General features: G+C 63.0%; 15 protein-coding genes and 1 tRNA gene. 5 read left to right on the forward strand and 11 right to left on the reverse strand.

The genetic code is table 11. From position 1 onward, the window contains the following. Positions 1-41 precede the first annotated feature (41 nt). The 9 genes from NCR93_RS05290 to NCR93_RS05330 all read right to left on the reverse strand — a co-directional run bounded on the left by NCR93_RS05290 (position 42) and on the right by NCR93_RS05330 (position 7,564). A complete protein-coding gene (locus NCR93_RS05290) occupies positions 42-464 on the reverse strand; it encodes an ExbD/TolR family protein (protein ID WP_008350436.1) in 423 nt (140 codons plus the stop codon). 18 nt (positions 465-482) lie between these two features. Beyond that, on the reverse strand, positions 483-1,229 hold the full coding sequence (locus NCR93_RS05295; protein WP_008350435.1) for a MotA/TolQ/ExbB proton channel family protein: 747 nt from the start codon (positions 1,227-1,229) through the stop codon (positions 483-485). 32 nt (positions 1,230-1,261) lie between these two features. Continuing rightward, on the reverse strand, positions 1,262-1,993 hold the full coding sequence (locus tag NCR93_RS05300; RefSeq protein WP_034472124.1) for an energy transducer TonB: 732 nt from the start codon (positions 1,991-1,993) through the stop codon (positions 1,262-1,264). 319 nt (positions 1,994-2,312) lie between these two features. Further along, positions 2,313-2,549: a (2Fe-2S)-binding protein gene (locus tag NCR93_RS05305; RefSeq protein WP_008350432.1), complete on the reverse strand. Its 237-nt coding sequence runs from the start codon at positions 2,547-2,549 to the stop codon at positions 2,313-2,315. 175 nt (positions 2,550-2,724) lie between these two features. Beyond that, entirely contained in the window at positions 2,725-3,606 is an 882-nt protein-coding gene (gene murI / locus NCR93_RS05310; protein WP_239294956.1) for a glutamate racemase, read from the reverse strand. A 4-nt stretch (positions 3,607-3,610) separates the two neighbouring features. Beyond that, positions 3,611-4,087: a bacterioferritin gene (gene bfr / locus NCR93_RS05315; protein WP_008350427.1), complete on the reverse strand. Its 477-nt coding sequence runs from the start codon at positions 4,085-4,087 to the stop codon at positions 3,611-3,613. Positions 4,088-4,292: 205 nt separating this feature from the next. After that, complete coding sequence (locus NCR93_RS05320) at positions 4,293-5,816, reverse strand: fumarate hydratase (protein ID WP_175979931.1); 1,524 nt, start codon at positions 5,814-5,816, stop codon at positions 4,293-4,295. Positions 5,817-5,870: 54 nt separating this feature from the next. Beyond that, on the reverse strand, positions 5,871-6,461 hold the full coding sequence (locus NCR93_RS05325; protein ID WP_033537207.1) for a TIGR00645 family protein: 591 nt from the start codon (positions 6,459-6,461) through the stop codon (positions 5,871-5,873). A 203-nt stretch (positions 6,462-6,664) separates the two neighbouring features. Beyond that, positions 6,665-7,564, reverse strand: coding sequence for a DMT family transporter (locus tag NCR93_RS05330; RefSeq protein ID WP_175979932.1), 900 nt, complete (start codon positions 7,562-7,564; stop codon positions 6,665-6,667). A 333-nt stretch (positions 7,565-7,897) separates the two neighbouring features. Here NCR93_RS05330 and acs point away from each other — a divergent pair, with 333 nt between their 5' ends. The 4 genes from acs to NCR93_RS05350 all read left to right on the forward strand — a co-directional run bounded on the left by acs (position 7,898) and on the right by NCR93_RS05350 (position 12,437). After that, entirely contained in the window at positions 7,898-9,880 is a 1,983-nt protein-coding gene (gene acs / locus NCR93_RS05335; RefSeq protein ID WP_175979933.1) for an acetate--CoA ligase, read from the forward strand. A gap of 76 nt (positions 9,881-9,956) precedes the next feature. After that, a complete protein-coding gene (locus NCR93_RS05340; protein ID WP_008350418.1) occupies positions 9,957-10,283 on the forward strand; it encodes a DUF4212 domain-containing protein in 327 nt (108 codons plus the stop codon). Then, positions 10,280-12,304 (forward strand): sodium:solute symporter family protein, encoded by a 2,025-nt coding sequence (locus NCR93_RS05345; RefSeq protein WP_008350416.1) that lies wholly within the window; start codon positions 10,280-10,282, stop codon positions 12,302-12,304. The genes NCR93_RS05340 and NCR93_RS05345 overlap by 4 nt, the downstream gene beginning before the upstream one ends. Positions 12,305-12,347: 43 nt before the next feature. Next, positions 12,348-12,437: transfer RNA gene (locus NCR93_RS05350), tRNA-Ser, on the forward strand. Positions 12,438-13,072: 635 nt separating this feature from the next. Here NCR93_RS05350 and NCR93_RS05355 read toward each other — a convergent pair. Next, positions 13,073-13,447, reverse strand: a complete 375-nt coding sequence (locus tag NCR93_RS05355) for a hypothetical protein (protein WP_144403848.1) — start codon at positions 13,445-13,447, stop codon at positions 13,073-13,075. A 121-nt stretch (positions 13,448-13,568) separates the two neighbouring features. Further along, positions 13,569-13,709 (reverse strand): hypothetical protein, encoded by a 141-nt coding sequence (locus NCR93_RS05360; RefSeq protein ID WP_160172896.1) that lies wholly within the window; start codon positions 13,707-13,709, stop codon positions 13,569-13,571. Between the two features lie 262 nt (positions 13,710-13,971). Here NCR93_RS05360 and NCR93_RS05365 point away from each other — a divergent pair, with 262 nt between their 5' ends. Continuing rightward, a complete protein-coding gene (locus NCR93_RS05365; protein ID WP_034472177.1) occupies positions 13,972-15,558 on the forward strand; it encodes an inorganic phosphate transporter in 1,587 nt (528 codons plus the stop codon). Positions 15,559-15,564: the final 6 nt, after the last annotated feature.

Genomic DNA, 15,564 nt, shown 5'->3' on the forward strand with positions numbered 1-15,564 from the left:
GCCTTTTACTTTGTGCGCCCGGAAGAGGGCGCGTCGGGCTGTTACTTGCCGCTCTTCGGCTCGGTGACGAAACCGATCTTCGTCAATCCGCCTGCCTGCGCCGCCGACATCAGATCGGCGACCTTTTCGTACGCCACCTGACGATCGGCGCGCAGATGAATCTCCGGCTGCGGGTTCTGCTGCGCCGCCTGCGCGATGCGCGCGTTGAGCGCCGCTTCGTCGATCGGCTGATCGTCCCAGAGCGTGGTGCCGTCAGCCTTGATCGCGATGTTCACGTGCGCGGGCTTTTCGTCCTGCGGCTGGCTGCTCGCGTGCGGCAGGTCGATCTTGACCGCGTGATGCATGGCCGGAATCGTGACGAGGAAGATGATCAGCAGAACCAGCATGACGTCGACGAGCGGCGTCATGTTGATCTCGCTCATCATGCCGTCGTCTTCGTCTCCGGCGAAAGGGCTCATGGCCATGATGCGGACCTCCCCGGCTTACGACGCGCGCGTCGCGAGACGCAGGTTGTCCGACGCGGCGTTCGTCGCGCGCTTGGTCGACGAAAGCTTCGAGCCCGTGACGAAGAACGCGTGCAGGCCGTGCGCGAAGCGGTTCAGCTTCGTGACGATGCCCTTGTTCGCGCGGGTCAGCGCGTTATAGCCGAGCACGGCGGGAATCGCGACGAACAGGCCGAACGCGGTCATGATGAGCGATTCGCCGACCGGACCGGCGACCTGATCGATCGACGTCTGTCCCGTCGCGCCGATGGTCAAGAGCGCGTGATAGATGCCCCAGACCGTACCGAAGAGGCCGACGAACGGCGACGTGGAACCGATCGACGCGAGGATCGCGAGGCCCGCCTGCATGCGGCCGACGCCTTCGTCCATGACGTCTTTCAGGCAGCGCGTGATCCAGTCGGACACGTCCATGCGGTCGTGCAGATGCGGCTGCGTCTGATGATGATGGTCGGCGGCTTCCTGGCCGGCGAGCGCGAGCGCGAGAAACGGGTTGTCCGCCGGGCTCGACGACTGGCTGCCGAGCTTCTTGATGCCGTCGTTGAAGTCGTCGGAGTGCCAGAACGCCTGTTCGGCGTTCTTGGTGAGGCGCTTCAGGCGCACGACGTTCCACGCCTTCACGACGATCACCGTCCACGAAAGCACCGACATGATGACGAGCGCGAGCGCGATGCCCCGCGTCACGAAGTCGCCTTGCGCCCAGACGTGCGCAATCCCGTAGTTTTCCATTTCTGTTTCCTTCCTTGTATCTAATTAAACGATCAGTCGTTCAGACTGAAAACGAATGGCACCGTGGCGCTAGCACGAATCGCTTCGCCATTTTCCTTGTAAGGGCTGCACGCGCTGCCGCGCACCGCGTCGAGCGCCGCGTCATCGAGGCGCGACGAGCCGCTGCTCTTTTGCAGCGTGACATTTTCGATCTTGCCCGACAGGCCTACCGTCAGACGGATGACGGCCGTGCCCGTTTCGCCGCGGCGCTTGGACATCGCCGGATAGTCGGGCTGCGCGATGTTGCAACTCAGGTGCGCGACGTTCTTCGGCGCGGCGAGATCCATGCTCGGCTTGCCGATCGCGGGCGCGGCCGGCGGCGGCGCAGGCTGAGCCGGAGCGGGCGGCGTGGGTTCCGGCGCGGGCGCGGCGATCTGCGAAGGCGCTTCCGTGACCGGCATCGGCGTCGGCTTCGGCTCGACTTTCGGTTTCACCTTCGGCTTGGGCTGCGGCTTCGGAACGGGCTGCGGCACGGGCTTGGGCGGCGGCGGCGTTTCGACGGCGACCGGCTGCGGCGCGGGCTGCGGTGTCTCGCTGATCAGTTGCGCGGTGATGGATTTGGCTTCGATCGGGCGGGGCGGCGGCTCGTTCTTCATCGTCAGCGCGACGCCCAGCAACGCAGCGTGAATGGCGACGACGGCGACGCACGCCGCGATCACGCGCGGATTCGCATTTGCTGTCGGCGCGGTCTGGAATGCGGCGGGAGAAGTGGTCGGGGACTGCATCGTTATTGGCTGCTTGTGATGCTGCGTGAATGCTTGCTGATGACGCTGCCCTCGAGTTCGCTGTCCAACGAGCGCACAGGCACGGTGCGGAAGAAACCAGACGACGTCATTTTCGGAAAATCAGCAGGGAGATGAACAGGGTAGTCACGAAACCAATCAGCAATTCCATCTTTCCCTCCAGGGGTAAGGGTTGCGCGGCTGGCTGAAAGTGACCGGAAATACGAAGGTAACCTGGCTTGCTGGAGGCGATAAAACGACTGGCGGCGCATCCGGAGCATCGGCGTCGCCGGTTGAGCGCGGCGACGCCGCGCGAATTGCTTCAGGCAGCCTGGCGCTCGTAGAACGTCAGCGGCGCAACGTGCTCGCGCTGCTGAACGCCGCATCGCGACGCGCAGACGCCGCTTTGTGCCATTACGTCGCGAACGCTTTCTTCACACTTGCCGCAGCACAGCGCGACGCCGAGTTCGAACTGCAGTTCATCAAAGGAGTCCACCCCTTCGGCGATGGCGCTTCGAATCTTTCGGTCGGACACTGATTTGCAGACGCAGACAATCATGATCGTTCGCAATAGTTAGCGTTAATGCGAATTATTATCATTCGGTATTGGCGCCTTTGCAAGCGCAGGACCGTGTTTTTTGTAACAGAGGGCGAAAGTTAGCGGGTTTATTGCTAGGAGCCTTGTCTGACGGGGCAAAGCGCGCGATGGAACTGCCAACGCGCGTGAGAAACCCTCAGACGATGTCGGGTTCGGCGAGGCGCGTTCGGCGCGAGGGGATGTCGACGTGCTCGACTTTGGCATCGAGCTGAAGGAGCGCGGCGGCGAGTTGACGCTGCGATTCGCCGTCGGCGGTGGAGCAGAAGCGCGGCATATCGTCGAACGGCGCGGCGAGGTTTTTGAGCGCGTGCGCGTCGAGCAGACGATCGAGCTGCCGCGCGATGGCGACGCTCGTGTCGACGATCTGCAGCCGCTCGCCCGCGATGTCGCGGATTGCGCGATCGAGAAAAGGGTAGTGCGTGCAGCCGAGCACGAGCGTGTCGGCGCCGGCATCGAGCATCGGCGCGATATAGCTTTCGAGCAGCGCCATCAGCGTGGGCGACGAGGTGTCGCAGCGCTCGACAGCCTGCACCAGCCCATGTCCCGCCTGACAAATGAAGCGGCAGTCGCCGGCGTAGCGGTCGAGCAGCGACTGAAAGCGCGCGGAGCGCAGCGTGACGGCGGTCGCCAGCACCCCGACCACGCGCGACTTCGAGACCGCCGCCGCCGGCTTCACGCCCGGTTCCACGCCGACGAGCGGAATCGGCAGACGCTCGCGCACGAGCGCGATCGACTGCGCGGTGGCCGTGTTGCACGCGACGACGAGCGCCTTCGCGCCCTGACCGACGAGCCACTCGCCGATTGCCATCGTGCGGTCGACGATGAAATCGTCGTCGCGTTCGCCGTAGGGCGCATGCAGTGAATCGGCGACGTAGATCAGACGCTCGTGCGGCAGAATCGCGCGCACGGCGCGCAGCACCGACAATCCGCCGAGGCCGGAATCGAAAATGCCGACCGGCGCGCTCGCGTCAGACGCGGCACGCTCGTTCGGCATCGGGAAGGGCGCTACGCGGGACATCCGATTATTCGTGATCGCCCATCATGGTCTGCTGGTAATTCTGGATGCCGACCTTGTCGATCAGATCCAGCTGCGTTTCCAGCCAGTCGATGTGCTCTTCGGTGTCGTGCAGGATCTTTTCGAAGATTTCGCGCGAGACGAAATCACGCACCGACTCGCAATACGCGATGGCTTCCTTGCAGGTCGACTGGGAAATCTGCTCGAGCTTCAGGTCACATTCGAGGATTTCCTTGGTCTCTTCGCCGATCAGCAGCTTGTGCAGGTCTTGCAGGTTCGGCAGGCCGTCGAGCATGAACACGCGCTGAATGAGCCAGTCGGCGTGCTTCATCTCACCGATGGATTCGTCGTATTCGTGCTTGTTGAGCTTTTCGAGGCCCCAGTGCTGGTACATCCGCGCGTGCAGGAAGTATTGGTTGATCGCGGTCAGTTCGTTTTTCAACTGCGCGTTCAGATATTCGATGACTTTCGCGTCGCCTTGCATGATTTTGTTTCCTGTTCGTAACGTGGGGCTGTTGGAAAGATAAACCTTGAGTGTGCCGATGCCAAGGTTAGGTAGAAATTTTTTGTTTCAGACGAAACTGAGAATGAAAACGCTTCTCGACTGGCGGCGGTTCAAAGAAAAGAGCCGGGCGCATCGCCCGGCTCTCGTCATTCAGTCACGGTGATAAACCGCCATTAAGCGGCGATCAAGCCGTCGCGACCGGAATCTTGCCGATTTTCGCCTGCCATTCGGCCGGGCCCGTCTTGTGAACCGACGTGCCGCTCGAATCGACTGCCACCGTCACGGGCATGTCCTGCACGTCGAACTCGTAGATCGCTTCCATGCCGAGGTCTTCGAACGCGAGCACCTTCGCCTCGCGGATCGCCTTCGACACGAGATACGCCGCGCCGCCGACCGCCATCAGATACGCCGCCTTGTGGTTCTTGATCGCCTCGATCGCGACGGGGCCGCGCTCGGCCTTGCCGATCATCGAGATGAGGCCGGTTTGCGCGAGCATCATCTCGGTGAACTTGTCCATGCGCGTGGCCGTGGTCGGGCCAGCCGGACCCACCGCTTCGTCGCGAACCGGATCGACCGGGCCGACGTAATAGATCACGCGATTGGTGAAATCGACCGGCAGCTTCTCGCCCTTCGCCAGCATGTCGGCGATGCGCTTGTGCGCGGCGTCGCGGCCCGTCAGCATCTTGCCCGACAAGAGCAGCGTCTGGCCCGGCTTCCACGATGCGACTTCGTCCGGCGTCAACGTGTTCAGGTCGACGCGCTTGCTCGTCTCCGTGTTCGGCTGCCATGTGACCTTCGGCCATGCGTCGAGCGGCGGGGCTTCGAGCTTCGCCGCGCCCGAGCCGTCGAGCGTGAAGTGCGCGTGGCGCGTCGCCGCGCAATTCGGGATGATCGCGACCGGCTTCGATGCCGCGTGCGTCGGCGCGGCCATGATTTTCACGTCGAGCACGGTCGAAAGACCGCCGAGACCTTGCGCGCCGATGCCGAGCGCGTTCACCTTCTCGTGCAGTTCCACGCGCAGTTCTTCGATCCAGTCCTGCGGGCCGCGCGCGATGACATCCTGAATGTCGATCGGGTCCATCAGCGATTCCTTCGCCATGACCATCGCCTTTTCGGCCGTGCCCCCGATGCCGATGCCGAGCATGCCCGGCGGACACCAGCCCGCGCCCATCGTCGGGACGGTCTTGAGAATCCAGTCGACGATCGAATCGGACGGGTTCAGCATCGCGAACTTCGACTTGTTTTCCGAGCCGCCGCCCTTGGCCGCGACCTGAACGTCGACCTTGTCGCCCGGCACGATCTCGTAGTGGATCACGGCCGGCGTGTTGTCCTTCGTGTTCTTGCGGCCGCCTTCGGGCGGGCTCACGATCGATGCGCGCAATACGTTGTCCGGGTTCAGATAACCGCGGCGCACGCCTTCGTTGATCATGTCGGTGACCGACATCGTCGCGCCGTCCCAGCGCACGTCCATGCCGACCTTCACGAACACCGTGACGATGCCCGTGTCCTGGCAGATCGGACGCTTGCCTTCCGCGCACATGCGGCTGTTGGTCAGGATCTGCGCGATCGCGTCCTTCGCGGCCGGGCTTTCTTCCAGCTCGTAGGCGCGGCCGAGCGCCTGGATATAGTCGAGCGGATGGTAGTAGCTGATGTACTGCAGCGAATCAGCGATGCTCTGAATCAGGTCTTCCTGCTTGATGACTGTCATGGCTTTGGGCTCTGGGGGACTGAATTTTTTCCTGCGGGCGTTCTGAAGGACGCTTCACTCGACTGCGTTTTTCGGCGGCGCAAAGGACTCGTCGTGGAAATGGCGCGGATGCGTATGCGTGGTCAGCCGGTCGACATACGCCATGATGAGCGCGGAAACGAGGAACGCGACGTGGATAATCACCTGCCACAACACGGTGTGAAACGTGTGCTGGTCGGGGTTGATGAAGGTTTTCAGCAGATGGATCGACGAGATGCTGATGAGCGCCATCGACAGCTTCACCTTCAGCACGCCCGCGTTGACGTGATCGAGCCACTCGGGCTCGTCGGGATGGCCTTCCACGCCGAGCTTCGACACGAACGTCTCGTATCCGCCGACGATCACCATGATGAGCAGATTCGAGATCATCACCACGTCGATCAGGCCGAGCACGACGAGCATGATATTGGTTTCGTCGAGCGTCATCGCGTGCGTGACGAGATGCCAGACTTCCTTCAGAAACAGGACGACGTACACGGCTTGCGCGACGATCAGGCCCAGATAGAGCGGCACCTGGAGCCAGCGGCTCATGAAGATGACTTTCGGCAGCAGTTTCATCGAGCCGGGCTGCTTGGGCGAGGCGGGAGAATGCTTGGGAGCGGACATGGGCGGCTTTTCAGTCGGGGCGGGTCGAACCGGAATGATGACTGGCGAATATGACGAACCGGAACGTGCAAAGTGCGTGCGGAGCGTTGGCAATCCGCCGGCGAGCGGCGGGTATTGGCGCATTCGCGGTGTCGGGAAGCCCGCTATTGTAGCGTGTCGTCGCGCGGACTTCCCAAATGCTTTCAGAATCCGCTGAACCCGTTCTAGGCGCCGGTTTCGCCCGACACGGAAGCCCGGGCGCGCGCCTTCAAGCTTGCGAGCGCGATGCCCGTCACGACGCACGCGAGCGCGATGCCGTGCGCGAGCGTCGGACGTTCGTCGAGAAAGGCGATGCCGTAGAGCGCCGCCGCGACCGGCAGCACGGCGCAGAAGACGCCGGCGAGACTGCCGTCGACGTGACGGATGCCCTTCATCCACAGCCAGAACGAGAAGATGCTCGCCGAAAGCCCGTACCACAGGACGAGCGCCCACGTGCTCCAGGCGACGCTCGTCCAGTCGAAGTGCGCGAGCGATGTTGCGCCGAGCGGGAGCATGAGCAACAGGCCGATCGCGTGCGTGTACGCGCAGATGTCGATGGCGGGCAGCGTCTGCGTGAGACGGCGCGAGAGGATCACATAGAGCGATTCGCAGCACACGGCGCCGAGCACCATCAGATTGCCGGGCAGGGAGCTCGCGCCCGCATCCCCGGCCTGCGCGACGTTGATGACGAGCACGCCCGCGATCGCCAGTCCGATCGACGCGAGCGCGCGCGGACCCGGCTTCTCCTTGAGCAAGATCCACGCGAAGAGCGCGACCACGGCCGGAATGGTGCTCGTGATGACGCCCGCCGCGACGGCGCTCGTGCGCGCGACGCCGTTCAACATCAGCAAGGTGAAGCCGAACGTGCCGAAGAATGCCTGCAGGAAAAGGTTGAGCCATTCACCGCGCGCGACGCGCTTCATCTTCGACCAGCGCAGAAGCGGCCAGAGCACCGCGAGCGCGATCACGAAGCGCAGCAGCGCGAAGAGCGGAACGGGAACGAATGCGACGATCGATTTGCCGATGCCGACGTTGCTTCCGACGAGCAGCATCGCTGCAATCAAAAGAAGGGCGTAGCGATTCAAGCTGGATACCGCGCTGGGAGTTCAGTTACGATTGTGGGGACGCATTGTAGAAGCCGCGCGGACTCCGTGTATACCCCGTGCCTGTTGGCCCGGCCACGTAAGAAGCGGGTAAGTTGAGCGGCTTATCTTGAATTCAATGCAGGATGTCGCCGGCATGCGAATGTGCCGTGACATTGTTCCGTGCCGCTCCGGTACGGTAGAAAGGAGACAAGGTCGAAGCCAGGAACGCCGCGCGTTCTCCGCTTTCGAACCTCATAAACATGCGGCGCGCGCAACCCATTCAGCGATGCGCGCGCCGCCGGATTTCGGAAACACCATCAGGAGAGGTTGTCGATGTCTGCGATCGAATCGGTTCTTCAGGAAAAACGTGTGTTCCCGCCGTCAGCCAAGGTAAGCGCGGGTGCGGCAATCTCCGGCATGGACGCCTACAAGGCGCTTGTAGCGGAAGCGGAACGTGACTACGAAGGCTTCTGGGCGCGCATTGCGCGCGAGACGCTCACGTGGCACAAGCCCTTCACGCAGGTGCTGGACGAATCGAAGGCGCCTTTCTACAAGTGGTTCGAGGACGGCGAGCTCAACGCGTCGTACAACTGTCTCGACCGTCATGTGGAAGCGGGCCGCGGCAACGACAACGCGATCATCTTCGAAGCCGACGACGGCACCGTCACCAACGTCACCTATCAGGATCTGCTGGACCGCGTCTCGCGTCTCGCCAATGCGCTCAAGAAGCGCGGCGTGAAAAAGGGCGACCGCGTCGTGATCTATCTGCCGATGTCGGTGGAAGGCGTCGTCGCGATGCAGGCGTGCGTGCGTATCGGCGCGACGCATTCGGTCGTGTTCGGCGGCTTCTCGTCGAAGTCGCTCAACGAACGTCTCGTCGATGTCGGCGCGGTCGCGCTCATCACCGCCGACGAACAGATGCGCGGCGGCAAGGCGCTGCCGCTGAAAAGCATCGCCGATGAAGCGCTCGCCGCGGGCGGCTGCGAGAAGGTGAAGGACGTCATCGTGTATCGGCGCACGGGCGGCAAGGTCGCATGGACCGAAGGCCGCGACGCGTGGCTGCATGAAATCGTCGAGAACGAATCGGCGAAGTGCGAGCCGGAATGGGTGAGCGCGGAGCATCCGCTTTTCATCCTTTACACGTCCGGCTCGACGGGCAAGCCGAAGGGCGTGCAGCACAGCACGGCCGGCACGCTGCTGTGGGCCGCGCAGACCATGAAGTGGACCTTCGACATGAAGCCGGGCGACATCTTCTGGTGCACGGCGGATATCGGCTGGATCACGGGGCATAGCTATATCGCGTACGGGCCGCTCGCCATCGGCGCGACGCAGGTCATGTTCGAAGGCGTGCCGACGTATCCGCACGCGGGCCGCTTCTGGGAGATGATCGCGCGCCACAAGGTCACGATCTTCTACACGGCGCCCACGGCGATCCGCTCGCTCATCAAGGCATCGGAAGCGGACGCGAAGGTTCATCCTAAGAGCTTCGATCTGTCGACGCTGCGCATCCTCGGCACGGTCGGCGAACCGATCAATCCGGAAGCGTGGATGTGGTATCACGAGAACGTCGGCCGTGGGCAATGTCCGATCGTCGATACGTGGTGGCAGACCGAAACCGGCGGCCACATGATCACGCCGCTGCCGGGCGCGACGCCGCTCGTGCCGGGTTCCTGCACGCTGCCGCTGCCGGGCATCATGGCCGCGATCGTCGATGAAACCGGCCAGGACGTGCCGAACGGGCAAGGCGGCATTCTGGTCGTGAAGCGCCCGTGGCCGTCGATGCTGCGCAACGTCTGGGGCGACCCCAAGCGCTATCAGACGAGCTATTTCCCGGAAGAACTCGGCGGCAAGCTGTATCTCGCCGGCGACGGCGCGGTGCGCGACAAGGAAACCGGCTACTTCACGATCATGGGCCGCATCGACGACGTGCTGAATGTCTCCGGCCACCGCCTCGGCACGATGGAAATCGAGTCGGCGCTGGTCGCGAATCCGATCGTCGCGGAAGCCGCGGTCGTCGGCCGTCCGGACGATACGACGGGTGAAGCCGTGGTCGCGTTCGTCGTGCTGAAGCGCGCGCGCCCGGAAGGCGACGAAGCGAAGCAGATCGCCACCGAACTGCGCAACTGGGTCGGCAAGGAAATCGGTCCGATCGCGAAGCCGAAGGACATCCGTTTCGGCGAGAACCTGCCGAAGACGCGCTCCGGCAAGATCATGCGGCGGCTCTTGCGCTCGCTCGCGAAGGGCGAGGAGATCACGCAGGACGTCTCCACGCTGGAAAATCCCGCGATTCTGGATCAGCTCGGCGAAGCGCGCTGATCGTCCGCGACCGCTGCCTCGCGCGGCAGCGGTCGATCCTTATTGCCGATGACATGCGGTTTTGTTAAAAAACCGCATGTCCGATTCTTCCAACCCGACGCCTGCCTCGCCGCCGCCCGTATCGGCGGCGATGGCGCGCGCGCATCGGCGCTACTGGCGCTTCAATATCGCGCTGATCGGCGTGCTGATGACCATCGGCTTCGTCGTCTCCTTCGGCCTGCCGCTCTTCGCGCAACGCTTCCAGCATGCCCGCGTCGCCGGCTTTCCGCTGCCGTTCTATTTCGGCGCGCAGGGCGCGATTCTCGTCTACATCGCGCTGATCCTCATCTATATCGTGCTGATGCAGATGGCCGATGCGCGTCTTGCCCGCGCCGCCCGCGCCGAACAGGGCGACGCCGCATGAAGCTCACGAACCGGCTGATCCTCTCCTACGCGCTCTATACGGTCGGCTTCCTGCTGTTCATCTTTCTGATGGAGCGCATCGAGCGCACGACGGGGCCGGGAACGTGGATCGGCTATGTGTTCCTGTTCGTGCCCATCGCGGTGTACGCGGTGATCGGTCTTTTGTCGCGCACGTCGGATCTCGTCGAATACTACGTGGCAGGACGGCGCGTGCCGTCCGCGTTCAACGGCATGGCGACGGCCGCCGACTGGCTTTCGGCGGCATCGTTCATCGGGCTTGCCGGGTCGATCTACGCAAGTGGTTACGACGGCCTCGCGTACGTGATGGGTTGGACCGGCGGCTATTGCCTCGTCGCGTTCCTGCTCGCGCCGTACGTGCGCAAACTCGCGCGCTACACGATTCCGGATTTTCTCGGCACGCGCTTCTCCAGCAACCTCGTGCGCGGGCTCGCGGCGTTCGCGGCGATTCTCTGTTCGTTCGTCTATCTCGTCGCGCAGATCCAGGGCATCGGGCTGATCGCGTCGAGGTTCATCGGCATCGAGTTTTCGATCGGCATCTTCTGCGGTCTCGCGGGCATTCTCGTGTGCTCGTTTCTCGGCGGCATGCGCGCGGTGACGTGGACGCAGGTCGCGCAATACATCATCCTCATCAGCGCGATGCTGATTCCCGTGTCGATGATCGCGCATCGCGAAGGGCTCGGGTGGTTCCCGCAATTCAACTACGGGCGCGTGATGGAGCGCGTCGAATCGCTCGAACGCGCGGTCGCCGTGTCGCCCGACGAAGCGCGCGTGCGCGCCGATTATCAGCGGCAGGCCGCGCTGATTCAGCAACGCATCGACGCGCTGCCGCAGTCGTTCCATGCCGAGCACGCGCGCCTCGCCGCGGAGATCGCGGAACTGCGCCGGCACAACGGGCCGCTGCGTGAGATCAACGAGCGCGAGCGCGAACTCGCGGCTTTTCCACGCGATGCCGCCGATGCGCATGCCAAATGGTCGCGCGAACGCGATGCGTTGATCGAGCGCGTCGCCGCGCCCGTGCCGATGGCCGAGGCGTTCGCTCCCGGCTCGGCCGGTGACGAGAGCCCGCGCGTGCATCAGATCAACTTTCTGTCGCTGCTCCTGTGCCTGTCGATCGGCACGGCGAGCCTGCCGCACATCCTCACGCGCTACAACACGACGACGTCGGTGTCGTCGGCGCGGCGCTCGGTCGGCTGGACGCTGTTCTTCGTCGCGTTGTTCTATTTGACGGTGCCGGTGCTCGCGGTGCTCATCAAGCATGAAATATTGACGGGGCTCGTCGGGCATCGCTTTGCCGATCTGCCGCAGTGGGTCACGCAATGGCGGCGCGTGGAGCCGTATCTGATCCGCATCGGCGATGTGAACGGCGACGGCATCGTGCGCTGGGCCGGCATTCAGATGCAGCCCGACATGGTCGTGCTGGCGGCGCCTGAAATCGCGGGATTGCCGTATGTGATTTCCGGGCTGATTGCCGCCGGCGCGCTCGCGGCGGCTTTGTCGACGGCGGACGGGCTCCTGCTGACGATCGCGAATGCGCTCTCGCACGACGTGTATTACTGCATGGTCGATCGCCGCGCGACGAGCCAGCGGCGCGTGACGATCTCGAAGATTCTGTTGCTCGGCGTGGCGCTGCTCGCGTCGTATGTGGCGTCGCTGAATGCGGGCAACATTCTGTTTCTGGTCGGCGCGGCGTTTTCGCTTGCAGCGTCGAGTCTCTTTCCGGCGCTCGTACTCGGCGTGTTCTGGAAGCGCACGACGCAGCGGGGTGTCGTCGCGGGCATGATCGCGGGGCTCGTCGTGTGCGTGTATTACATCGTGTCGACGTATCCGTTCTTCGTGCAGTTGACGGGTTTCGCCGGGCCGCGCTGGTTCGGCATCGAGCCGATCAGCTCGGGCGTGTTCGGGGTGCCGGCCGGATTCGCGGTGGCGATCGTTGTGAGTCTGTTCGATCGGAAGCCGGATGCGTACACGCGCGCGCTCGTCGATTACATTCGCCATCCGTAGGGGCTGGCGCAGGCGCGGGAACTTGGTATAATCGCGGTCTTCCGGAGAGATGGATGAGTGGTTTAAGTCGCACGCCTGGAAAGCGTGTATAGGGTAAAACCTATCGGGGGTTCGAATCCCCCTCTCTCCGCCAGACCCTCAAGCCCTTGATCTTCAAGGGCTTTTCTTTTTTGTTCTCAGAATTGACGCGGGCGCTGTAAAAGGCCCGTATGCCGAAAAAATCCGAAACGCGGCCTGTCGTTGTTTCGAATCTCAAGTGGTTCAAATCGAAAATGAGGAAGCTTCGTCCTTTTCCTCGCGCTTCGACATCATAGATTCGGATAACTGATTGAACATGGCCGCGCGCAATCGATCGAGCGTCGAGCATGCGGACAACAAGTGGAGGGGAGCGAGAAGAGTTGTCGTAAGAGTCATGAGCGCTGGTACGGTTGCGCCTCTAATAATGCTCGATGAACTCTCGCACATGGCAGGGCGCAGCGGCCCATGCAGCCCATCTCTTACGACATTCAGAAGGATAGACGATGCGGCCAGGAAAGAAATCGGATTAATCGCGTTATGTAAGCGGCAATCGTTCAACGATGCACCGGCTTGCCGCCAAACGCTGCAATTCGATCCGTTTCCGTCGTGGTGACTGCGGATCGTGCCGCCGCTTCGCGGGTCGCCTTCTTGCTTTGCGGCGGTGCAACGGACTTTAAACGGTTGCGCGCGGCGGCCGACCCACCGAGAAAGAAACGCCCCGCGTAAGACACGGGGCATCGCATTGCAAGCTCAGTGCGTGAGAATCATCTGAGCGGCGTGATTCTCGGCGTCGTAGTGCAGCGCGGAGTTCGCCGCCTGCTGTTCCTGAATGAGCACTTCGCGCGCCGCCTGAGCACCTCGCTCATAACCGGCCTTCGTCGCGTGCTCCTCGAGTGCGGCGATAAGCGGCAATTGCTCCTCTGCCACCGAGCGCAGCAAATTCAGGATGTCGCGCCGCATCGCTTCGGGATAAGCGCAGAAGTGCTCGAAGCCACCCGGCGCAGCGACGATGTTCACGAGCGACGTAAGCAGTCGCGCGCGGTTGTTGCAATGTTCGCTGATCTGCACCGACTGCGAGAGCGTCGCGTGGCCGTTCGGATCGACGGAAATATGCAGGTCATTCATCTTGAAAAGCCTCTTGTAATAACGGAAGGCCTGCATTTAAGCCGCTCCGGCGCTTGGAAACGCTCGGACGAATCCTATTACCTCGGGTGCGCGACGATCCTTTACTTTCGGATGTTTCCGCTCACGCGAAGCATCGTGCGAGCCAGCGCCAGAACGCGCGGCAACGGCCGGCCGTGACGACGCGCGATGCATCCATGTCGCGCTGCCAGGTCGCGTTTTCCTGATCGTCGCGCGACCGAGCGACGAGTGTCCCGAAGTACATGGCAGCCCCCTTTGCGGATATCGATGGCGAACGGCGTCACGTGAGCGACTCCGATGCGTTCAGGATGCCGATGCTTCCGCGAGCGCAAAACCCGCATGACGCGGGGAGCGCGCTTTGCATGCGGACATGGGCGAAAGGAGGGCTACGCGCCTCAGCATGCGCGCAGCGAAAGTTTTACATGAACTGTTGACACAAAAGATTCACAGTCGGAAAGGTCGACGGACCGTATCCTTTGCTCCGCTACGGTGAACGCGAGGCAACCATGCCGGACATCGCATTTCCTCAGCAGGGCGGCGTGAGCGAACGCACACGCCGGACCGGTCTCATCGTTTTCGGTCTCATACTTCTCGGCGGTATCGGTTATGTCGGATTGCATCTGGCTAACGATCTCGAATCCGTCCGGCTGAGTTCCGCACTGCCTTATTTCCTGCTCGCCGTCGCGCTGCTGATCGCGCTCGGATTCGAGTTCGTCAACGGCTTCCACGACACCGCCAACGCGGTCGCGACCGTCATCTACACGCACTCGCTGACGCCGAACCTCGCGGTGGTCTGGTCCGGGACGTGGAATTTCATCGGCGTGCTGGTTTCGAGCGGCGCGGTCGCGTTCGGCATCCTGCAACTGCTGCCCGTCGAGCTGATACTCCAGGTCGGCAGCAGCGCAGGCTTCGCGATGGTCTTCGCGTTGCTCATCGCCGCGATCATCTGGAACCTCGCGACATGGTATTTCGGCCTGCCGTCGTCGAGCTCGCATACGCTGATCGGCTCGATCATCGGCGTCGGTCTCATGAATCAGCTATTGCGCGGGCCGAACGGCACGAGCGGCGTCGACTGGTCGCAGGCGGCGGGCGTCGGCAAGTCGCTGCTGTTCTCGCCGATCGTCGGCTTCATCTGCGCGGGACTCCTCTTGCTTTTGCTGAAGGCGCTCGTGCGCGTGCCGGCGCTCTATAAGGAACCGAAGAAAAATCATCCGCCGCCATTCTGGATTCGCGCACTGCTGATTCTGACGTGCACGGGCGTATCTTTCGCGCACGGCTCGAACGACGGGCAGAAAGGCATGGGTCTCATCATGTTGATTCTGATCGGCACGGTGCCGACTGCCTACGCGCTCAACAAGGCGGTGAGCCCCGCCGAAACGCAGAACTTCGTAGCCGTGGCGCACGAGGCATCGGCGAGCTTCGCGAAATATCTGAACGATGCGCCACCATCCGCCGATGCACGCGAAGACGTTCAATCCTACGTGCGTACGCGCCAGCTTTCGCCCGCGACGCTGCCCGCGCTGAAGCAACTGACCGACATCATCGCGAACCAGGTCGGCGCGTCGGGATCGCTCGCGGCGGTGCCACAGAACCTTGTCGATAACGTGCGCAACAACATGTATCTCGCGTCCGAAGCGATCCGCCTGATGGAGAAGGCGAACGCGCCCGCGTTCGCGCCCGCGGACCGCGCCGTGATCGACAACTACAAGAAGCAGCTCGATCACGCGACGAAGTTTATCCCGACGTGGGTGAAGGTCGCGGTGGCGATCGCGCTCGGGCTCGGCACGATGGTCGGCTGGAAGCGCATCGTCGTGACCGTGGGCGAGAAGATCGGCAAGCAGCATCTGACGTACGGGCAGGGCGCGTCGGCGGAGTTGATCGCGATGCTGACCATCGGTGCGGCGGATGCCTACGGCCTGCCGGTCTCGACGACGCACGTGCTGTCTTCGGGCGTCGCCGGAACGATGGCCGCCAACGGCTCGGGGCTGCAATGGAACACCGTGCGCAGCCTCGTGCTCGCGTGGGTGCTGACGTTGCCGGCGTCGATCGCGCTCGCCGCCGGTCTCTACTGGGCGTTCAGAAATCTCTTCTGAGTGCGT

This window comes from Caballeronia sp. ATUFL_F1_KS39 (assembly GCF_023630985.1).
GTDB lineage: Bacteria > Pseudomonadota > Gammaproteobacteria > Burkholderiales > Burkholderiaceae > Caballeronia > Caballeronia zhejiangensis.